The organism is Mycobacterium sp. Dal123C01, assembly GCF_052566995.1.
This window is the reverse complement of the sequence record NZ_CP199580.1, coordinates 5861198-5886082: the sequence shown is the minus strand read 5'-3', so window position 1 is coordinate 5886082 and position 24885 is coordinate 5861198. Positions and strand designations below refer to the sequence as shown.

Here is a 24885-nt window from a genome sequence, read left to right as displayed (position 1 = left end):
GTGGTGATTCCTCACGATTTGTTGTGGGTGGGGTATTTGGCGGGGGAGGAGTTTCCGGAGGGCAGCGAGGGGGAGTTGTTTGTGTTGGGCGCTGCGTGGAAGGCGGCGGCTGAACAGATTTTGGCGTTGGTGGCTGAGTTGGAGCAGGCGGCGTCGGTGTCGGCGTCGGCGTTGTCGGGTCAGACCGCGGATGCGGTGGCTGCGCAGTTTGCGTCGTTGCTTTCCGGTGATTCCTCGGTGCAGACGATGGCTGGTGCGGCGTCGGCGTTGGGTGTGTTGGCCACCAATATGGGCATGCAGGTTCAGTACACCAAGTTGCAGATTGTGTCGACGTTGGGGATCGCTGCGGCCGAGATCGGTTATGCGTTGTCGTCGGTGGGGTGGACTTCGGGTGCGTCGTTGGCCTGGATTCCGCCGATTGAGGCGATCACGGTGGCGGTGGTGCGCCAGTTGGTGTCGCAGTTGATCAAACGCATCGTGGCTGCGCTCACCGAGGCGGCCACTATCGCGGGGGTGCGTCAGGTGGTGAAAGACGCCGCGGTGGGTGCGGCGGTGGGTGCGGTGATCGGGGTGGTTCAGGATCTGGCCATCGAGGGTTACCAGATTCATGAGGGGGTGCGCGAGGGGATCGACTGGAAACAGGTCGGTCAGATCAGTATTGGGGCGGTCGTTGGGGGGGCGGCCGGTGCTGTGTTGCATGGTTTGGGGTCTAAAACGATGGGTGATCCCTCGACGATCGGGGTTAAAGCCGTCAAAGGTGTGCTCACCCATTTCGGGGTCGGCGCGGTCGGTAACGTCGCCGGCGCGGGCGCCACCGGGGGTGGTCTCAACGCCGAGGACGTCTTTGGTGGTGCTGGCGGGGGTGCGGTCTCTGGCGGTATCCACGGCGGGTCGGAGCATCCGCATCCAGCAGGTGGCACCGGCGGCGGACACGACGGTCAAACCGCCACGGATCCTCACCACAACCAGGGATCAACTGATGCTGGTGGGGGACCGCTTGATGTCAAAATCTCCGAACCGTCGGATACATCCGGTGACAGGATCTTCACGCCGGGTGAGCCGCGCCCGGATGTCAAGCCGGCAAGCCTTGGCGGCGAACCTGAGAACCTGACGAACGGCGACGAACCGTCCATCGGCGAAAATCCAACGGGTGCATCAACACCCGGTGACAGCCAAATCTCGCAGCCGTCGCAAGCAGGTCCCCGTCCGGCGGCTGTCCGCAACGGTGAGACATCATCACCGGACAGTCCGAGCGCAGCCACTACGACGTCGTCCATTGCGCGAGATGTATCAGCAGGACAGAGCGCCAATCCATTCTCGGGCAATGGGCATCAAGACACCGGCACGAGTCAGCAAGCGGCCGCTTCACCACTGGCCGGGGGCAGTACTGGACAGCAAGGCGCACGGCCTCTTGCGGAGGTATCGGAGAATTACGCTGGCGCGGCTAGACCGTTATCGACCACCACAGTGGCCAATGAGCACGCTTCGACCGGCGATCAGAACTCGGCCGTGCGGGAATCGCAACTGCACGAGGCGACTTCAACTCGGCCATCGGCAGAGTCGGCAACCGGTGCGACCGACGATAGGCTCCCGCGGGCGTCGGGCGCGAACAAGTCCGAGAGTGCCCCGCGCCCCGTCCCGATGGGGCCGCGCAGCCAAAATCCGGTGGGTGCCTCGACAGGCTCCGGGACTTCGCTATCTAAATCGACGGCCGTAGCCAGGACTACGGATGATGACATTGCCAGACGACCCGCTGCCGAATCACCGGACCCCACGCGGGAGTCGGCAGCGGAACCAGAACCGATTTCGGAAGAAGCTGTTGCACTGTCCTCGTCGGACGCAGACACTCTGCCGCCGGTAGCTGAGATGCATTCCGACAGCGGGGAAGCCGGGTTCGAATCGACGGCCAGTCGTCATCGCGGTAGCGAGGGTACCCCCAAAGAGGATGGGCCGGAGCGCGAGTCGACGCTAACGGCGACTTCGCACGCGTCGTCGGCTTCTGATGTTCAGCGCCCCCAGCAGCGTGGGCCGCTCACTGCGCCGCCTTCCGATAAACCGCTATTGGCTGCCATTCCCAACTCGGACCAAACGATTCGCCAGATTGACGGGTGGATCGGCGATATCAACAATGATGGAAATCCCTTGGTGCCGCCCAGCGGAGACCGTTTGCTGAATTGCGGACCCACCACATTGGTGGTGTTCAACCGGTTATCGGGGCTCGAGGGTCCTGGGCGTGCGCATGTGGCGGGACTTACCCCTGATGATGTGCGTGAGGTAACGGGCCTGCCGCTTGTCCCCAGCGCGCCGGATGCGATCGCTCAGCTTCTGGTCAGTGAGGGGCCGGGTGCTCATACCGTGGTGGCGATCAGGTATCGCAATGGCCAGGCGCATAGCTTTAATGTTTACTTTGATGGAGACAAGGTTTATGCCCTTGATGGTCAGTTGGGAACGGTCGAGCCGTGGCCCCCACACCTGGACCGTCGGGAAAATCCGGTGCAGATGTGGTTTGTGGGCACACCATTTCACGGTGATAACTCGATATTCCCCATCCCCGATCAGACCGCTGGCACCCCTTCAGACCCGCATCGGTCGGTGCTTCATTCCCAGCACCCCGCGCCTGGTCGACCTGATGGCAGACGCTTGCGACACGTCAATCCTCCTCGCGAATCTCGTGAGTCCTCCTCGGACTCAAGCTATGGGGGAGAGCCTACTTCACGCCTTGGGTCCGACTTCTTCAATGAACTGGCGCGAAGCCCGTTCCTGGAACCGGGTCATGAGTCGCCAGCGCCTCTGGCGCATGCCGGCAGTGCCGCAGCGCACGAGGGACCGCCGAGCGAGCCCGTCGCCGGAGTAGTCTCGCCTCCCCACTCCGCGGCATCGTGGTCAATTTTCGACGAACAAGACAATCCGATCGTCCCGACTTCGACTCTGGAAGGGACCACCAGCACCGTCCCACCGGTCTCTGCTGCCGACCGCCCGAGCGCTCAAGTGAACGCCCACATCGACGTGGCAAATATCACCGGCACGGGATCCGGGCTGACCCTCAGCGAATTCAAACGCAACCGCAATTTCAATCCTGCAGCGCAGAATCCGCACTTTCCCGCCCAGGAGTCTCAACCGCGGCCCTCGAGTCTCCACGCATCGCCGGTAGTGCCCACCGGCCACGATGCGTCGTCCACTCACGGTGGGCCGTCCGAGGTTGACGAGGCGACACAACAACCCTCGGCAGGGCCGATCCCGCCCCGAAGCGTATTCGGCAGTCTGCCTGCGGACGACGCGCAGGGGCAACATGAACAAGCAGTACCGTCGGCCGATTTGACTCTCGACTCGCACACCCCATCGCCAAGCGCCCAGCTCGACCCCACCCTGCACCCGGACAACATCACCGGGATACCTCAGGGTCATGCTGCACAGATCCGGACCGACAACCTCCGCCTCTATCGCGACGACAGCCGCAGCCCGGGCGAAGTCTTCGGAGTAGGTTTCGAACCGCTCGACCCGACGAACATGAACCTGACGACCTTCGTTCTCGGCCGTCCCGGTGCGTTCGTGTCGACTACCCGCGATGCGCAACTAAACCACCTTGGGCCACCAACCGAGGCCCAACCCAACGTGTACCGTTACCACATCGTCGCGCCAGGTGGTATCGACGTCAACACGACCTTGCCTCATCATCAGGATGGACACGAAGGCGAGGTCGCATTTCTGGGCGGTATTCGAAGAGAAAATATTCTCGGAGCCGAACAGGTCGTTGGCGGAAGGCCCGGACTTCTCCAACTTGGCGAGTTTCTTCGCAACGATGACTTCGATCCGTGGGCACCCAATCCGCACTATGCGGCCGATAATCACTGGGAACCAACGGATTCCCCAGGTTCCAGCGACGACGATACGACTCCGACACAAACACCCAAGGCTCGACCCGCGTCGCTTGCATCGGACTCCTCGGACGCGCCCGGACCCTCCTCGGGCGTGCATTCAACTTCGTTGACGACGTCGACCGCGGGCTCATCGACAGGGCCTGGACTCGATGTCGACGCACCTTCTCATGTTAGCGATGAAACACAGCCCGATGAGGGTGGAGGCATCTTCGAGGCCGCGGGCGATCCGGATATTCAGCAGAAGAACGACTCCGGCGGCTCCAGCCCGCACGCATTGCCGCCGCGGAGCTTGCTGCAGGGCCTGCCTCCGGATGATCCGCCGGAGGTTCGTCCTACGATTTCGCCCGACGAAAAGTCCGTTAAACATCCTGTGCGTGCTAGCGGACATCCCGAGACCTCATCGTCTGTTCATGAACAGCACTCGGAACCAAACCATCTGCAAAGCAACAAAATTAGAGCAAACGAAGTTGATACATCGGTGTCTTCGCAGCGGGGTGATGAAACCTCGGCAGCCCACGACACACAAGATACTTTGGTGCCCAAAGACTCCCATCACCTGGACACGGACAACCGGGAGGTGGCATTCGGCCCGGCGTCGCGGCGGATGGCCGGCGACTCCGTCTGGGAGCACAATCGTGACGCGCCGATCGAGATACGCACCCCCCGCGACCTGGCCAGGGTCGTCGAAAGGATCGCTGGGCCAAGGCGTGTCGTCCCAGGCGCCGACGATCCCCGCGATGACCCGGCCGCGTGTACTGTCCTGCTCGAGGACACCATCCGGGCGCTGTATCCAGACCGGCTCGCGACGCTTCCGGCCACTCGGCGGACGCTGGACGACTCGGTGCTGGACGGTAAACCCGTCAGTCGGCTCATCGGCGGCGCCGAGCCGGCGCCGGTCACCTCCTGGGCGGAGGTGGAACGTCGGCTGCATAACGCTGCCGGACCGGAGGGGCGTGCCACCGCGCTAATCCTTGTCCAGCACGCCAGCGGTATCGGGCATGCGGTGGGCGCCCACCGTTTCGACGATGGACACATCTCTTACTTCGATCTGCATCGCGAGCCGGAGGACCGGGTGCTCGTCGCGCCTCCGCGGGACCTGAGGCTGGGGCGGGCCTCTGGGGTGATTCTCGACGGTGCCGGCCACGAGGTGCCCCAGCGGGCGGCATTGTCCCCGTTGGTGGATGCGCTGATCGACCCCGTCGCTGATCCCCGCTACGGCCGCGGTGGGATCGAGGCCCAGTACCGCGGCGGGTATCTGGTGATCCCAAAGGACCTACTCGATCCGGGCGAACCAAATGCGGACGCGCGCCTGAATGAGCAATGGGGTTGGCTGGCGAAGAATGACCGCTATGGGATCAAAATGCTGGTCCACGCAGCAGTGTTCGATGTAACGGCGGACGGCACGAGGGCAATGGTCGGTCAGGCACCCCAGGAGGACGTCCGAGACGAGGTTATCGAGTCGATTCCGGAGTTCATCACCCAACGGCCGATCACCGAGCTGCGCACCGATGCGCAGACCAACAGCCGTGCAGCGGTGGAGAAACTGCAACACACCTTGGTTGGGCTCGACCACCTCGAGCGGCCCGCGGAGGGGCAAAGCCGCAACGAACACCCGCTGTCCGAAATCCTCCCGCCCTCGGAAGGGTGGGAGGTGAACCCGCGCGCGGCGGACTTCAAATTCGTTCCGGTGCTGATCGGGGACGTGGCGACAACGGTGGTGCACCACACCAAAGGCGTGCCGGTCGGGAACATCAAGCAGTTCATGCGAAGTATCAGCGCGCGCATTCACGACCCGGAGCTGTCAGCACTTCACCATGACGGTGAAGCGTTCGCACAATCGGCAGTTGCGATGTTCCGCCGCTCGCCGCACAGCAATCAGGGTCAGTCCGGTGATCGGTCATCCGCGGTCGAGCAGCGCGAGCTGTACGGGGCGATGTGGCTGACTTACCTGCACACGGCGGCCCTGGCATTGGCCACGACCCACCCTCCCGCCCTGGCCAAGCATCGCAGCGCGGTGGCGTTGCGGCAGAGCCTGCGCACCCTGCGCGGCGAGCTGTCACCGCGGGCCCAGGACTTCCTGCACGACAACGCCGCAGTGATTCGTGCGACGTTCGAACACCAATTCCTCAAGCGGGAAACCGATTTCAGCGCTGACTACTTGAAAGCCCGCAGATTTGCCATTCGGGTGCAGAGAGCGTCTCCGAAGCTTCACGTCGAGCCCTCGCCGCTGTCTGCGCGTGACGAGACTCGGCCGTTACAGGCAGAGCGGTATGCGGCCCTCGGCGAGAACCACGGCCATCACGTGTTGAAGGTTGGCGATTACTTCGACACGATGCTGTTGCGGGCGCCCCCGATAACCGTCGACCAGTACGAGGCATTGGGGGTGAACTCCCACTACCCCGATCTGGACCGTGCCGGAGTAGGCGGGCCGGGACTTGTGCTGCTGGAGCTGCGCAATGACAGTGGAGGGTCCCTGAAACCCGAACGCCTCGACGGCCAGTACACGGAACTTACCGGCATCGTCCGTGACGCGGTCGAACCGTCTGCTGTCACGCAGCTGGGTCGATCGCTGGCTCGGGGGGCCAAGGGCTTGCGGAACTTGGCGCGCAGCCGATTTGAGCCACCTGAGCCTTTGAGCGGGGCTTCAATAACACGCCCCCCCGCTACGCCCGGCGGCGGATCTACGGTGGGCCTGCAAGTTTCGGGTGCCGATGCTCCGTCAAGAACAGACGTCAGCGGCGAGGAGTCGCAGCGACCGCTCCCGGGCGAGCGCTCGCAGGCAGAAAGCCAGCAGCGCGATGACCAGGGGGGGCATTCCGCGACGCCAGGTGGCGAGTGCAATACGTTGCATGCCAGCGATGCGGAGCGGCCGATGGCCCCCCCGGGCTCGGGGGAGCAGTTGTCTCGCGACGCGCCGGGACGAGTCGACGAAGTCGCACGCGACCTGTCCGAATCCGTGCTGCATGGCGTGCCTGATGAGCAGGCCGAGCCAACGCCTGCGCCGGGTCAATTCGTTCCTCTGGCAGACCATTCGGACTTAAATACACTGCAAGAAAACGATCGTAGGGTTGGTACCCAGGCACGGCAATCCGCGGATGGAGCCGTCCGACGCGGCCCGGGGTTAGCCAGATCAGCGCCGTCTCGGGCCACGGACATTTCCGGCCGACATTCCGGTTTGCCTCAGGCCGCACGTTCGGGGGCGCATCAACCATCGACATCGGTAGGGCCGCCCGCGACATCGCGGGGCGAACAAAACATGTTGGCATCAAATGACTCTGACCATCAAACCTCGCATGGACGCGACAGGGAGCTCGATCCGGTTCTGCGGCTCAGAGGTGGCGGAACGCCGGGGTCACACGCGGATGCTCGAAGGTTGGTCGCAATTCCTCACTCGGACAATTCGATTGACGATATTCGAGGCTGGATTGGCGATGTCAACAACGATGGCGATCCGGCGGTTGCGCCCGGTGGTGACCGGCTGATGAACTGCGGGCCGGCGACGATTGTGGTGTTTGATCGGCCGTCGGGCACGCCCAGTTTTGGGCGCGCGTATGTGGGCGAGCGGATCGATGCTCGCCGAGCTAACCACGAGCTGAACCGCGATGAGCTCAGTGACGCTACCGGCCTGCGTCTCGTTCCGAGTAGTGCCGAGGGCATCGCCCAGCGTCTATCCGATGAAGGGGAGGGTGCTCACACGATTGTGGCCGTCAGGTATCGAAATGGGCAGCAACACAGCTTTAATGCGTACTTTGACGGCACGCAGGTGCACGCCCTCGACGCACAGCACGGAACAGTCAGACCGTGGCCCCCGCCGGACCTGGAACGCGAAAAGAACCCTGTCGAGCAGTGGTTCATGGGGGCCCCGTTTGACGCTGATGGGTCGACATTCGCCCAGAAGAATTTTGGCGAACACTCGGGGATCACACACTCCGTTCCGGATGGCCAGGATTCGACCCAGGGCCCCACGCCGCACAGTCACGCCGGAAGCAACGACGGGTACATGCACGGTCTCAGTGATGATCCTCAACAGTCGGGACCTTCATCTGGTCGACACCGGCAGCTGCGACACACTGGGCCTCGCCCGGAATCTGGTGTCTCTTCGGAGTCGAGTCTTGGCGGCGAGCGGGCCACACGCTCGGTGCCCGACGCCGAAGAACAGCAACCAGGCCTGTCGCACCAGCACGCACCATCGACAGACAACTCAAGCGACGATGATTCGCCGCGAAGCGGCCGGACGCAGTCGGACGAGCTGCAAGACGACGCTCTGAGCGATTCAGAGTCTGGCGAGTTCGAAGAGTCGTATGAATCGGACGGCTCGGAATACGCCGATTACTCAGACGATTTGGGATCGCCGGTCGCAGAGGCTAGATCTGAATCTGATTCAGTTCGAGGATTCGACTCGGCATCCGAGATCGGGCACACCGGACACTGGTCTTCGCCGCGCGGGCGTGTGTATCTCGAGACCGAGCCCTCTACTAGCCACTCTGTATCTGAAGATTCGTCGCACGGGCTCCCGTTGGATCTGAGTGACGAGCAGCTGACGCAGCTGGTCGACTTGGTCAAGCAGCAGTCCGGGCTGCACGCCATCACCGCGGCCGAGATCTCGGAAGCCGAGGCGGCCTTGCCGTTGTCCGATCGCTCGCAGGATCTGGAGACGCTGGCGGAACTAATTGCTGCCAGGCTCGTACCGGCTAGCTGGGAGGATTTCGCGGCCCGTGATTCGGAGCGCGCCAACATGATTGCTGATTTGGTAATCACCGAGCTGGCCAGCAGAGGATTCGCCGGGATTGATCTGGACCACATCGGAGCAGCCTACGCGGGGCTCGATCTGATGCAACGCGGCCGATCGGTGGGTTTTGTTCACCCTTCGTTCACTGCGCTGATCCTGACTCGACAGCTCACCGGCACGCACGGAGACGGTTCACCCACCGTGCCAGCCGAGAGGACGCCGCCAGCGCCGCGGTCCGATATCGAGGAACCAACAGAATCCACTCCTTTCGGGCCCCGGCGGCCTGGCGACGAGCCCCACGTCGAAGACAGCGGCAAGTCGACAGAACGTAGGCATCCCTCGGCTAACGAGGTGTTCAGCGCCGTCGGCAATACGCGGCACTGGGACCTGCTTGACGATTCTCGTCCTGGCCCCCTCACGGTGGCCGGGGTCGTGGACAACGTGAGGCATTTGGCGTGGCTTTCAGCAGACGAGGAGTCAGAAGACGACCCGCAGTCAGAAGGCGATGCGCCCCCAGTGCTGCCGCTGTCCGAGACACAGTTACGGGCCTTATTCGAAGGCGCTAAGGCGGATTCGGTTGCGCTTTTTGTGTTGCATCCAGAAGGTCTCTGGCCGATGGAGTCCTCCGACGATATCGGTGTGGGTGTTGGCGCTGCGCGTGGCCCGAAGATGCCTGCCTTCTCGCGGGCCGACTTCGCGGCGCCTGGGTGGGCACGGGTGCATAACCTGGCTGCGTTGCGCGAGGTGATCGGCGGTGTGCCCGGTTCGACCGCGGTGATTACCGATTCGCATCACGCGCTCTTCTTGCATAGCACGGCTGCTGATGATGACCCTGATGGTGGACGTGTGTGGTGGCTGAACCCGGGCAGCGCACCGCAGGAGCGTGTCACGCCTTTTGAGCTCTATCCCGATGATTACCCGCCACAGCTGCGGAGTGGAACTCACACGATGTGGGCGAGAGTCATCGATCCGCAGGGCCGGGTGCGTGCACCTAGTGAATGGTCGGCGGATATCAGCACCGCCCAGGCGCTCCTTGATCCCCCGCATTCTCGCGGATTCCGTTCCCCGGTGTCCGAACACGGCGAAGGCGTCGCGGCACAGCCGGCCTCTGCACCGCTCGAACACCCAGAAGACGAGTTGCAAGGGCTGCCTACTGAGGACTCTGCGCCACCCACTGCGAAAGTGCCACAACAGGATTCGGCGGCCGCGGGAAACGAAGAGGAGCAACCGCAGGAGCCCCTGCCGCCTCTGCCGGACGACCAGCGTGACGCGTGGACCCAAGAGCTGGATCAGCACGCGGAGAGCGAGGGTCCGTCGGCGACCAAAGGCAAGCAGCGCAGCAATGCGCCTCGGAGCCGGGCTGATGCCTGGGATCGCTACGTCGAGGCGTTCAACGCCGACCGGGATGCGCCGGCCGCCACACCGGCGGAGTCGGGCGCTTTGTCGGGAAGCTTGCAGCTGGATAGAGCGGTTCATGATCTCGCCAGTTGGGGGATAACCGACCCGGATGCGCTACTGCCCGCCTATCGCGATCGGTTGGGCGCGGCGCCGATTGCGGGAGGTGCTGGCGAGCGTCAAGTGCAGGCCAGTCCGGGGTCTGACGACGCCGAGCAACAAAGTCACGCTACTGCTACGGCGGAAACTGTTCACGCGCTGCATGTTACAGCCCCGCGAGACCAGATCGAACCCGATGCCCCGCCGGCGCCCGCAGAACTGCCTCCCCCCGTTGAGGATTCAACGGTAACGGAGCCGACCCAGATCAGGCAGACGAAGGAGGAAGCTCAAGCGCCGCAACCCGATCAGCCAAAAGCCGACGCCCGGGCGCCTCAGCCGCCCGATCCGCCCCTGCCGGATCCGCAACTGCCCGCCCGGATCGGCGACAACCTGATCCTCGGCGGCACCGACGTGGTCGAGGAATTCAGCTCCGGCGATGAAGGGCTCAAACATATCGAGCGAGTGGTGAGGCGGTTGGGCGGCGATGACGCGTGGGAGAGCAACCGCGAGCAGATCACCGCGCTGTTCTCCGACGATGGCCTCAAACCCAAGGTCCCCGGCATGCTGCGCGGCGGCCACACGCCCACACGAGTCGTAAATCTTACGGGCGGAAAGACTTTGACGATCAGTCTGCGGCTGGATGGTGCGTCGGAGGAGTCCTCGCTGCACTTCAAGGAGAACGTCAAGAAGTACGAGTTCGAGCACACATCGGACTCCACCAACGCCTTCGGGTCCTTCTCAGAACGTCGGAATCAGTTCTACGGCGTCGTGCAAGCCAACATCACCCACCCGAAGGCGAGCGACACCGCCACCGCGACCGGCGCGCGGACGCACGACGCGGCGCTGACCCATCAGCGCGCGGACCGCCAGATCAGCGGTGGCCAGACTGCGGAGCCCGCCACCCGTTTCCACGGGAAGATCCAAACAGTCATTACACACCGGCTGAGCACTTCTCCCGACGAGATGCACCCCCACGCGCTCGCTTACCAAACGCAGGTCGTCGTTCCGACGCGAGATGTCAACGACCGCGGTGAAGATCATGCCGACGAGGCACGCGACACGGTCGGTCCGCTGCCCGGGGAGTCGAGCCAGCAGGTTGCCCCCGAATCCGTTGGCCCACCACGGGTGCAGTACACCCGCGCGCTGAGCGGCTCCGACGTCGTCACCAATTTTTCGTTGCTACCCGACGATTCCCGGCCTTCGGAGCACGACGAAGAACCGCAACGGCCGCCCGCGCGCGGTCCGCGGCCGCAGACCATTGCCGCATTTGTCACCAGCGAACCGATGCAGGCTGCCTTCGCCAAGGCCTACGGCAACAGGCTAGGCCGCCATGCAATGAACGAGACCAACAGCTGGCTGACCGTCGACCTGGTGCAGGCCAATTTGCATGGCATGACCAACAAACAGCCATTGACCCTCAACTTTGAAGGCATCCCCGGCGCCCGGCTGGAGGTGCACGCTTTCGTTGAACCCCTCGGCGCCCCCGCGAAAATACACCCCCCAGCCGGAGACATCGAAAAGGGCGTTGCCCGGCGGATGATGCGCGCCACCGGCACGACAAACGAGACCGAATTTCACTACGGGACCGAAACTGACACGTCCGAGGTGCGCCAAGACTTGGTGACCTGGTCCACCCAGCTGCCGACGCCCGGCCGGTTTCGCGGGCAAGGCGGTACCGACGCGAGCGAGGTAGATGGCGGTCTGGGCGGCACCTTCACCCGCGCACAAACAAATAATGAGACGCACACCCGTCAGTTGCGCATCCGCAACACGCTGAAAACCCCGGCGCCCGGGCAGGGCTGGCACGGCCAGGTTCGGCTTCGGTTTGAGATGCACACGCCCGATTCGGTCTCGCCGACCCGGCTCGGGGAGCCGTTTAAGGGCGCGGTGCACGAGACCCGCGGCCGATTCGACGTGCTGATGGAGCAATCCGAGACCAACCCGACGACCGACTTCCTGGGCAAAGAGGTGTGGGCGCCGCCGGAGCGAATCTGGGGTACGCCGCCGACGGAACGAAACTCGATTGCCAAGTCACCTCGCTGGCGCCTGTTCGGCTCAGGCCGCAGCGGGAGCGACAGCCAGCACAGTGTGCCGCCGCGGGCCGCACATCTGCCGGAGCCGCCGGCCATCTCACGCGGGGCGGGCTGGGAAAGCGCTGTGCCCCTGCGGGGACTGGGCAGCATGGACCGCGTCACCAACCTCGACCTGGGCGGCTTTCACGGAATGCTCGAGTCGATGGGCCACAAGGCGTACGGCAGCGGTTGGAAGGACGCCCGCTCGGACGTGTCCTCCTGGTATCACCTCAATCGGGTCCGTGGCTCGCTGGCCGCCATGTCCCAACACAGCCCGCTGAGCCGCCCGCAGTCGCCAGGGCGCGGCTCGAAGGGCAAAGACTACTTCACGGCCGACTTCGAGCAGCTCACCTTCCGCCGGGTGATCAACCCACTGTCCAGCCCGAGTGCGGAGCTCACTGAGGGCGAGGCGGCCACGACCGACCGCAACAAGCAGACTTCCGTGCAGAGCGCCCTCGGCGGGCGGGGCGGAAGCGTCAACGACAGCACAGTTCTCGGTGAGGTTATCGTCGGCACCAACCGGACCGTCCGGGACGGCGAACGGGTGCGCAACCAGCAACGCGTCGCGGTGGCAACCAAGTTCGACCAACCGATGGCCATTTTCGAAGGGTGGGTCCGGCTCGACGGCACCATGACTGGTCCCAAGGCCACCGTGCACGAGTCCGGTCTTTTCCCGGTCGAGATCGCGGTCCCCCTCACCGAGCTGCAAGGCTCACGCACGCACGACTCATCGCTGCCACCTACCTTCACCCGAAAGATCCCAACGGGTTTCATCGACGAGCCGCGCCCCAAACCTCCTCCAGACCCAGTCGACCAGGCCCCCCTGCCCAAAAATCCCTTCGCGCCCATATCAATTGAACACCAGGGTGTCCCGCTCACCCGCGGCACGGACAAGGGCGATCGGTCCCCGGCGGGCTTGCAGCAGGGGCCATCCCGTGATCCGGCACCTTCGGGATCGCGCCCGAGACGGTTGCAGAACATCAGTTACGTTGTCGGCGAAGACGTTCGAGAACACCCTCACGCCTACCAGCTGATCGACAGTCCAACAACCACGGCCCCTTCTCGCCCGTGGACGGTCGACAGCGAGCCCGACCGTCAGGGGACGGTGGACAGCGCAACGCCGTTGATCCCGCCGCGCGGAGGGACACTCGATAGCGTGCCCGAACGTCAGGAGACGGTCGATAGTCTGGGTGAAGGTGAAGGGCCCGAGGATGATTGGGAGCCGCGGATTCCCCGTCGGCAGGGCACGGTCGAGAGCATGCTTGACGGCGAAGGCGTGGTAGACAGGGTGACACCCTTTGTCCCGCGAGACCGGGAGACGGTCGAAATCGGGTCGAGCCGTCAAGGGACGGCCGACAGTGGGCCCGAGCGTCAAGCCACGACGGACAGCACGACGCCGCTCCTCGCCCATCGTCAGGACACGATCGACAGTGTGCCCGACCATCAGGGGACAGTCGACGCACCGCCGGTCGACCCACCGCACCCCCGGCTCACCGATGCTGCAGACGGCACGGCGCCTCCACCGGAGCCCGACCCGGTACGGCCGAACCTGGACTGGACGGCGCCGCCGGTCAGGGACGCGCCGGAGCCGCCCGCACACGCCTTCGAGGAAGGTTGGCATCCCTCCGACATGCTGGTCGGTGTCGACCCGGCCAGCGGCTTGCTCGAGGCGATCCGCCAGGACCTCGCGCCGGCCCTCGGCAGCTCCCTCGACGAGGCAATCAGCGGGCTATCCGATCAGTTCGGCCCGAGCGTTCTGCTCGCCCGGCTGACGCATGAGTCCGGCCAACAGTGGAGTCACGACATCTCGGTGCGCGGCGGCAAGATCACCGTCAAAGTACGGCCGGTCCGCGGCACCGGCCCCAACGACTTCGAATATGTGGGGCCCTCAAAGAAATTCGAAACCGATCTGTCCACTGAGTCGCAATCCTCGACCGCGCACATCTACGGCGATTCGCTGCGAACGGTCGCAGGCGGCCGGCTCCAGATCCCGGTGCCGCACGGCTCAGTGAGCGCGCAGGTCACCTACACCGCCACCGTGCGCCCGCAAGAGGACGTCGAGGGCCGAGCCGACCAGGGCCTCGGGCACCTGAGCAATGTGGACTTTCCAAACTTCACCGGGGAAACCGAGTACCGGGTCCCGACGAGGGTGCGCACGACCGAGCAGCATGATTTGTTCCGGCAACCGATCCGCTTCGAAATCGGCTACGAACAGCACGTCTTTGGCCCGCCATTGAGGGATGTTCCGGAAGCGCCAGAACCGGTTACGCTCAGCGGTACCTTCTCTTACCCCAAAGACCCTCCGGCCGCCACCGAAATCGAGGCCGCCGATGGGGGCCGCGGGCAAGGCGATTCGTCGACGACTCCGCGCATCGCGCTCGAAGTCGACCAGGCCGTCGTGAAGATCCGTCCGCACATCGCGGGCGATCCGACCGCCCATGATGATGCGTCGGTTGCCAACGTCGAAAACCACACTGCCAGAGAGGATTTGGTAGCGGCCCACATCCTCGACTCGATGACCACCCAGGGGACCGCGGTCTTTGGGGCCGCGTGGCCACTGGTGCGGGCCGAACTCGCCGAGCACCTCAAGACAATGGCCGTCCAACGCGGGCTGGGCGATTACAGCCGCGGCGACACCAAAACCATCCGCCTGAAATCGGTACGTGGCGGCAAGGTCGTGCTCGCCGCGCGCCTCGACAGCATGAACGTCACCGGGTCCAAGGCGACCACCGAGTTCTACAGCGGCGGGCAGCAGTCGTTGGGCGCAGGTGTTTCCAACATCAAAGCCAGCAGCTGGCAGGGCTATGTCCAGGCCCAGGCAGACATCCTGCCCGGCCACGAAGCCTTGAATGTCTCTGCGCAGGGCCGCGTGACCGGTGGGATTGGCAACGAGATAGTCGACGCACGCACCGAAACTCTGGCTACTGGCAACGTCTTTCGCAAGAAAGTCCCCACGCTGACCCACGTTGGCACTGCGACCATCGAGGCCGACATGAGCCGGCCGACCGGACCGTTTGGATTCGGCAGCGGCCGCATCAGCCACGCCGGCACGGCCCAGGTCGACTTCGTCACTCGTGAATCGCCGACGGACAAGCAGGACCACCCACTGTATGTCCCGCGTGACGGGATCATCCGCAACGACGATCGGTCCCACAACGGGCCTGACGATCACGCCGGAACGGCCCCGAATCCGAACACGACCGGCCTGCCCGCGCACGGGCTCAGCCGCGACACCATCATCCGCAAGATCACCAATGGGGCGACCTTCCGCGAACAAACGCTAAAGAGCCTGGGCCCGTTGCACATCCTCAATATCAGCCAGCACGTGGACCGCTACCTCAACGACACCCGCATTGCGAGCAAACTGGCGGTGATGACCCGAGCCGAGCACGGCGAGGGGGTAGAGCTCCTCCGCCGCGGGCACCTGCGGATCACTGGTCGCGCCGACGTCCGAGCACTGAACTTCAAGAAGCTCGAGCACGAGGGAGGCAACACCTACGTTCTCAACGACGTCACCCGGACCCGGCTACACCAGCCCATCAAGTCCCGTGAAGGCGGCGGGCGGTTGCTGTTCGGTCCGCACTGGAGGCTGCCCGGTTTCCAAGGCAGCCTGATGGCCGGAGCCGGCGCCACAGGCCGCCAGCGCCATGCCCCGATTTTCAGCCAAACAGCACGGGTCTCGGCCAACGGCAAGTTCCCCGGCTCGTATGCGGTGTTCGATGGCATCACCCGTGTCTCCCTCACGGTGAACTATTTTGGCGTCGACCACGATCTACCGCCGGTCGACGTCCACGGACCGATCCTGCTCCCCCAATCCGAAACCCACCCCGTCAATCCAAACCGCTTGCAACAGAGAGTCGAAAGCCCGGACGACCGGTTCGTCGCGAAACCCGCACCCGATGTCGTCACGCCGGACCCGCAACCCCCGCGCGTGGCGGGTCCATCCACCGTTCGACCCGAGGGCGACCCTGGCGACGAGGTGGCCCGCTCAACCGAGGGGGAGGTCAGCCAACCTCCGGAACCACCGAACCCGTCCAGCGCGCCGCGGGTCCGTCCCGAGTCGACTAACCGTTCAGCGGGTCTGCCCATCACGCGCACCGCACATGAGGCCAAAGACGTGAGCGCCGATCGTTCGGCGCCTGCGCATGCTGACCGGGGCAGTATCGAGCTGCTGGGTCCGGAGTCTGAGGGTCCCGCGGGGCCCCGTTCTCCGCTGCCGGGGCCGCCGACCGGCAGGCTGGTGTCGTCGGACACTCCTGGCTCCCGCTTGGAGGAGTCAGGAGATGATGCGGCTGAGCATCGAAAGCGCACGAGTGGGCCGGCGGAGTCACCCCCGGCCCCGATCGACAGGGCGGCCGCATACCAGATAGTCGCGCCCGATCTCGCGGATCTCGTCACGCGTACGCCACCGACGGGCGACCTCGGCGGTCGCGTGCACCGACTGTTCACCGACTTTCCCCGCACGCAACATGGCGAGCTATCCGACGAAGCGATGCGGGATTACGCCGACATATTGCGGAACCGAGTTGAGGAGACCTTGACGGACCTTTCGGACCGGGCCGGGGTGACCGTCGAGGACGTTGACGACGCGGCGCTAGTTGCTCTGATTCAGCAAGACCCGAGTGCCCGCGCGAAGTACCCGGAGCTATCGGCCTATCTCGAGCGGACCGATCGAACCATGCAAGCCGATTCGAACACGCACCTCGTTGTGGACGAGGCGCAACACGAGGATGTTCGGCTCCGTTTCTCCTCTTCGGATGAGGACCCCACGGCTGGCCCCCGTCGCGAAGTCATCTTGCGTGCGTTGTCTGTTCTGCACGCCGGCGGATACGTGTTGCCGCCAACCCTTCACGTCGGCCTCCCGCGCTATCACCGTTTAGTGACGGTGCGCGGCGGCGTCGACAGTCGCGGCGAGTCGACAATTTACGTTTCCAGTCTCGCAGTGACGCCGCTGATCCGGGCCGAAGGCGCGGCTTCTTTTGCCCCTCCGGACCAGATGTTCGTCAGCTCTCGGCTCGCCGAAAATCCGCCAGTCGGCGCCACTCGCCAGAGCGTGCACAGCGTCCGGGACTTAATGCAGGACAGGACTCTGGGCGGCGCTTTGCACGAGTCGCTGCATTGGCTCCATTACCAAAATAGCCCGCGTCGGTACGTGGACTTGATGTCGACGTCGTTCCTTGCGCATCACGCGGCGGACATCGCAAAGGTCAGTGCCTACGCACGGGAAAACCCTCGCGAGTTCGTCGCGGAGTACGGCCTGGGCCGGCTCTTGGGTCGTACGTACGACGACCCAGACCTCGCGAACCGACTCGCGCAGCTCTACAAAAATCTCGGCGGACCGCTTCCCACTAAAGACGCACCGCCCGCAACGCCGCCGGATTTGAATGATGAACAGCTCGCTCATCTCGTCGACGCCGTGAGGCAGGTGCCGAGGTTCTCCGCGGTCACTCCCGACGAGGTCCGCGCGGCCGAGGCGGCCCTGCAACCTTTCGATCGGTGGCGCAACCTCACAGATCGTGCGCACCTGCTACCGGCGGTCCTCGCACCCCGCGGGTGGGACGATTTCGTGGCTCGCGAGCCAGAGGGCGCCCACCGGATCCTTGACCGGCTGACCGAGATGCTCAATCGCCGGGGAATCAACGATGTCGAAGAGCGGGTCAGAGCAGCGTTTGCAATTCTGACGCCCCAGCAGCGCAGCCACTCCGAGCGGCGCATCGAGCTGGCCTTGGGCCACTACGCGAGCACGGTGCCCTCGCGAGGTGGTCTGCAGCGCCTCAGTAGTGATGCGGTCCCGGGGGTCGCTGTGTCGGAACGCGGCGATGTTGTCCCGACCCCTGGTCAGACCGAACATTTAGTCCGCCCAGGTATTTCCGCGCCATCCCATGTACCGCCCATGCCGGGACACCTCAACGCCGAGGCCGCGCGCGAAGATGAGCATGCGTTGAGAACCGCGGTCGACGAGGCGGTCACCCGGGTCGAACAACGCCAACCGGCCGGGCAGACGGATGAGCCGGTCAACTGTGTGCTGCTGTTGCAGGGCTTGCGGGAGACGTTCAACCCGGACGGTGTGCGTGCGGAGCGGACCGTGGAGGAGTCGGCGGTGCCCGACTCGGGTACGGCCGGGCGGTTGATGGACGACGACAACTGGTCGCGGGCGGCGGAGACGCGGATCGCTCCGGGAGCCGATTGGGTGGATATTGCGGATTGGAGCGATGCGGAGTCTGCTGCGCGGCGCGCGGGGCGGGGTAGCACGGTATATGTGTTGATGGCCCGCCCGTCCGGGGAAGGGCACGCCTTCGCGTTGCGGCACACGGAAGGTGGCCGATTGTTCTGGGTCGATCCCCAGATGCCCCCGGGTGAAAGGCTTTTAGCGGCCCACAACCGACCCGGATCGTCGGCGGAGTGGGCGCGGCGTGGGGGTGATCAGTTGGAGTCGGCCGTGTCCACCCGCATCGTGGTGGTGGACACCAACGGGGTGGCGCGCCCCGAACTGGTGGTGAGGCAACTGGAATCGGGTTCGACCGCCCGAGCGATCACCGACGCTCCGAGCGACCCTGGCTATGGCAAGGGAGGTTTCGTAAAGGAGAAGCCACGCTACCGAGTCAAGGAGTTACCGGCCAACATCCATCCGAACACCAAGATCGTCACTGGACTGGTCAATGTGACGACGGACAAGTCATCGGAGGGAAAGACCATCCTGGAGACGGTCAGCGATCCCGCGGCAATGGTGCCGGGTGAAACCGGCCCGTTCAGCAGCGATCTGATCGACAGGCAGCGGGAGATCGACGACCTGCTGCACAACAAAACCAGAATCCACAACACCAGTGCCAAGATCAAGGACATCTTCTCCGACACGTCGAAGTACACCATCAAACCCGGCGCAGAGGACATCGAGGTGTTCGCCGATCGCGAACAGTCCGACAAGGACGCGGTGCAGTACACCGGGGGTACCGATGCCGACTACGACTGGGCCTTCCTATATCAGTTGCGGGATAAAGCATTTAACGCACCCGCCAACGCTTACCTGTTGGAGGGGCTGGACTTCGGGCGGCTGATGGCGCGGCGATTCACCGCCTCGTCACACAGCAGCCACCGCAACGAGCCGTATCCCGGCTTCCTGGTGGAGGCGCTACATTCCGATAAAAACGTGGCCTGGGTCCGCGCCATCGCCACGTCGGCCTACTTGCACAACTCGGCGGTGTTGCGTTGGCGCATGCATATAAAGATGGGAGAGCAAAGCGCCGCGGGGCCGAAGAATTTCACTCCGGCCGTCTCACGCGTTGCTCCTAAAGCGCTGATCGGAGCAGCGCCCGCAGAGGTGCGGCGCTTCTTCGCCGCGGACCCGAAGGCGACTCGGGAGTTTTTCCTTCAGACGTTCACGGCCAATGACCGGGCCGCAAGAGAACGGTTCGATCAACAAGCACTCAGTGACTCTGAATTGGCCGACATCGGGGATTGGCGGCTTCCGAATAAGCCCGGTGGGATCCCCGGCGAGCCTTGGACGCAGTACTTCGACAACTTCCTGCTGCCGCGGCCGGATGTGCCCATCGACCAGTACCGCGCGATGGGGGTTCGGACGCGCTTCGCTGAGCTCGACACCAACCCCAGCGAAAACGGACCCGGCCTGGACCTTTGGGAGCTGCGCTATTTGGACGAATCGGTGGTGGATCCCGATACTTTCGAGAACAGGTTCAACTGGCTGCGCACCACGCTGACCGACGTGCACAGGGAGGCGGAGCACTCCCGCCGGGTTGATCCGGCCGAGGTATGGGAACCGGTGCGTGAAGTCTCGAAATTTGCGACCCCCAACACAACCCGAAACCAGTTCCTGTCGGAACTCGACGACGCCTGGAACAAGGACCAGGCAGCGGATTCCCAGCAGCGTGATGCGCTGCTGAAGACCGAGCAGGGACAACGATTGAAGAACCTGATCGATGGACTCAATCGGTCCGAACCTGCCGCCTGGCACACACTGATAACCGACTTGACCGAGCTTCACCAACGGATGAGCCGTTTCGATTTGGATCAAGTGGGACGCCACCCGATCGCGAGCAGCCGCGAATTGCTCGACCGTCAGCTTAAGCAGGCGGTCGCCGACTTGAAAGACATTGTGGGCGAACTCAAGTCAGTGGCCCCGCCGTGGCTGCAAACCTCATCAGGCGACGACCAGGGCCGGCTGGAAGTCTTTGCCGACCAGGTGGTGCAGGTGGCGCACCAACAACAGGGACCAGTGCAGGTTCATGTGGATGCTGGGATTCCGAAAGGTTCCGGCATATTCGCCCGAACCGCGGGGCCGATAGAAGCGAATAAGGTCGGTAAGGCATTGCTCTCACTGATCCGCGATCGACTTCGCAACGAAGGGCTCGCCGCGGATCGGGTTTCCCTGGTTGCCACCAGCCGGGGCTCGGGATCGCTGACCGCCCAGGGTTACACCGTCGCCGACAATACCGACCGGCGGGCCGCGGTCGGGTGGGTGACCGTGTCCGGCGCCGCCCCGGCGCGACCGCCCCGGCAATTGGTTCTGCCCTCGATAGCCTCGGGTCCGGATCTCGGTGACCTCGGGTTCCTGGATAACCTAAGCGGTAACTGGCTGGACGCCAGCGGGATTGGAGCGTGGGACGGGGTTGAGCGGTTAGAGCTCGGCGAGGATGGTTCGTGGCGAGCCGACGGGTCGCGAGTCCTCGTCGACGATTTCGGCGGTGAGGGTCGGCGCGGTGTGGCGTTGCTGCCGCGGCACGAGCCGTCGCAGCCGTTCGAGGAGATGGTTCCCCGAGGACAGGGTTTCGCCGTGCTAGTTCACGGTGTCGCCGATGGTGGCGGTGTCGGCCGCCTGGTCCGGGTTCCGGTCGGACACCCCGATGGGTCGACGGGTGAGGTGTTGCTTGAAGCCGGGCAACTCGCGAAGATCCTCATGCCCAAGCTTCCCAGCGATACCGGCAACGCGCTGGTGTTGGTCGCATGCGATAGCGGGGCGCTGTCAGGTGGTTTCGCACAGAAGTTGGCCGATGCCACCGGTCGCGACGTGCTCGCCCCACGCGAGCGCGTCCTGATCGGCAACGCGGAGCATCGCGGCCAGATTGCCTCAGAGGCCGGGACATCGTGGATGCTTTTCACGCCGGACGGACTCGGCGGCGAGGGCTACGGCGTCTTCAACGAAGCGATCCCAGGCGTCGGCAACGACGGCACACTCGACTCGACTGCCCAGCAGCGCCGGGCGTTCGACGGGGTCGGCGCGGTGGCGAAAAGCCGACAGCCGGGCGGGGCGGGCCTGCCGTCGCCAGCGGATGCGCCGTCGAAGGGATTGCCCCACGCCGATGCCGATATTGGCGAAGCGACCGACTGGCCGGGTGAGGTCAACGTCGGTAAGGACTTAGCGGAGGTGGGCCTCGACGAATCGCAGGCCGGTCAGTCGGGCGTACCGCACGGTGTCCCTGATGAAAGCCGTGGTTCTACGGCGGGTCGCGTGGCGTCGTCGGGGTCTGCTACGCCGTTTGATGATTGGACTCGGTTTGCGAAGGCCGAACCGGAGCGCGCTGCGGCCATTTTAGAAGACGCGGCGGCCAGGCTGGCTCGGGCCGGGATCGATGATGGCAGCGAGCAGGTTCAGCGAGCCTATCGGGAGCTGCCGGACTACCAGCGTCGGTTCGTTAGCCATGATCTGGCGGACATTTTGTCTCGGGCGGTGGCAACTGGTGAGTGGTATCCGCGGTTTAACGCCGGAGCGCGGGGCAGTCGCCCGGACCCCGGGCTGGAAGAGGTTTTGCAGAACTTGGAGCAGGCTCGAGATGAGGGTCGGCTTACGGCAAGCGAGACGACGGGTCTTCGTCTAGTTCTCGACGATGTCCGCACGATGAGTGCGGGTCAGTACGGCCGGGTGCGTGCTCTAGGGGTGGAGGTGCCGGACCGTTTGCGGCCGGTGTCCCCACGGGCGAACACTGCGGCCGGCTCGTCTCGAATGCGCGGCGCTGATACCTCGGGCTCTGCCGGTTTGCCCGTAGCGCGACGAGTGGATTCAGGCGAGAATTCTTCGGAGTTGTCAGACATCGAGGAAGACGCTGAAGCGTTGGATGAGGACGAGGACGCATCGCCGAAACCGCAGCGTGGGAAGGGCAATCAGCCATCTTCGGACGACGAGTGGTCGGGCAGTCACGACGACCATGGCACATTCGATGACGACGCACCCTTGGAAGGGCGGCGTGGCAAGGGTAAACAGCGGGCCGGATCCGGCCACTCAACGAGGCGCAAAAATGCGGACGCTACGGCCACCGACCCGCCTGCGTCCGGCAGAGATGACGCGCAAAGTGTTGCCTCACAGGGGGATACGAGCGATCTCACAGAGCTGCCGGATAGCGATTCGGAAAGTGTTGCGGTGCAGCGTGAATCGCAGATCGTCGGGACAAAACGGCCGCGTGGTAAGCAGGTGGGCAGCCCGGGCCGCCCAGGGAAGCGCCCAAAAACGCTTCCTGCACCCCCCAAGGGGCAATCCAAATTGACGGCAGAGTATATCGAGACGCTGCTTCGCGCGCTGAACGACGAAAAAGGTAAGGGCGCTACGGCTCATGAAATCGCGAAACGGTATCCGGGAGGCCTGCCGCAGAACGGAAAATGGCTGCGTCCGTCGGCTTGGAGCGACGAAAAACAGAATCTAGCCAACCGACTGAGTCGCCTGCCCGACTACCCGGAGCGCCGCGAGTCTCTGCAGGGTTTGGTTAAATCCTTGGACCTGTACAGAAAGACACTTCCTGATGCGCAACGGCCGAAGAAGCAGTTCACCGCTGAGACTTTGGTTGAGGTACTGCAATGGCTTGTCGAGCGAAATAAGTCCAACGCGAGAAAGGGTTATGGGGTTTATCCCTACTGGGAGAAGACGACGGGTATGAGCAGGAGCACGTTGGAAGGTTGGTTCACCGCGTACGGCGACCTCTCCAACATGAGGTCGGTCGACGAGCTCCGAAACCTGCCGGGCTACGCAGAAAATCGCGAGCAATTAGAGCATGCCTTCAGAGATCTCGACCACACTGAGACCGCGGACGCGTTGCCCGAACCGGCCGAGCGCATTGCTAAAGGCGAGATGACGGGCGACATTCTGGCGGATGCGCTGCACAAGCTGGCCGCAAATCCGAAGTTGTCGTTGCGGGACGTCGTTCGCGAGGTTCAGGCCACCGACGTCACGCTGCGAAAATATGTCGCTCTCAACGGGCTTCGTCGTGACTTGGCTCCGGATGCGTTATCGAAACTAGCGAATTATGCCGAACAGCGAGAGTCGATCGAAGCCTCCCTGAGGAAAATGGGTCAACACGTGCAGGCTGACGGCCTGCCGCGGGTGATGGTCACCGCCGAGGACTTCCTCAAGACACTTCGCGATCATCGCGCACAGGTTGCCGAGGCCATTGAGCGGATGCGCAACGATCCCAAGCTGTCACCGCGTGATGCTGCACGCGAATCAGGCATGCCGTCGGTGGCGTTTTCGATGGCGGTCGACAGCGGACCCGCGATTCGCGACATGAAGAGCGTCGTGGATCAATTGGCAAAGGTACGACCGTGGCAGCGGAGCGGTCTCGACGCGATGTTCGAGCGCCTCAACGCCCACGCGCGGGGCGCTCCGGTCGTCGAGGGTGGCATGCACGACGTCACGACTCGTCCCAACCATGTGGAGCGGGTCTACATCGTTAAGGAGCTGGAGTCCGGCAAGAAGCGAGGACAAAACCCACGACTGTATCGTCTGTTCGCGCGGAACCCGGATTTGGTGCAGGGTCCGCGATCCTATGTGCAGGACCGGCCGGCGCAGCTGCTGAGGTGGGTGTCCACAGTCTTGTTGGAACAGTTTTCGTTTGGGCGGGAAGTGCAAATCTACTTCGACCGCGAAGAAAACAAGCTTTACGTGTCGTCGAACCTCCCCACGGACAACAAGAAGCTTCGCGAGCTGCTGCTTGACGGAACTGGTTTGGAGGGACTGGTGAACGCTCGCGAGGGCGGGGATCCGGAGACCCGGGAGACCCGTCACTGGAGCAAACTCAAGGAGGCGCTGGCGGACCCGAAGGCACTCAGCGATGATGCACGAGTACGCGAGATCGTAAACGCGATCAAGCAGAAGAGCTTTGAGATTCCCATCACGGATATCAAGGACGACCACGGCAAGGTAGTTCAACTGCATGCCGAACGCCGTATCAAGCGCGCAGTGGAAGACGGCGGCGGTGGCCCCGTCGACCTCGAGCTACTCGCGGGCACCAAGCGAGCTTGTGGCTACTGTGCCGCTGACCTGGGATTTGAGGACCAGCGACGGCGCGGACCGTTCTGGCAAACGAAAGCGGCAACTGCCTTCCTCGACGCAGACGGAATCATCGAAGAGAACAAGAAAAATTCCATCGGAACCTATGTCACACGGACGAAGGCCGACAAGATCACCGTTGACTACAACACCGATAGTGACTCGGATGCGGATGCGGATGTGCCGCGGCCGAGTCCATCACGGGCCACGGTGTCACCCTCCATGGGCGAGGAGCGCGATGACGACGATGACTTGTATGAAACCTGGGAAGAGCACGACGCGCGAGTCGCCCGCGAGGCGGCTTCAGGCCAGTCGGATGATGTGACGATGTCGGGTCAGCCGGCTGTCGAGGACAGCGATGTCGAGATGGCGGACGGCGAGCCACAGTCGTTGCGGCACAGCGACACCGACAGGGGTGTCGCAACAATCGATCGACAACGCTGA

General features: G+C 64.0%; 1 protein-coding gene. It reads left to right on the top strand.

All coding sequences use genetic code 11. The annotated features are described in order from the left end of the window. Window positions 1–24885, top strand: a complete 24885-nt coding sequence (locus tag ACTXG5_RS27310) for a scabin-related ADP-ribosyltransferase (protein ID WP_445161748.1) — start codon at window positions 1–3, stop codon at window positions 24883–24885.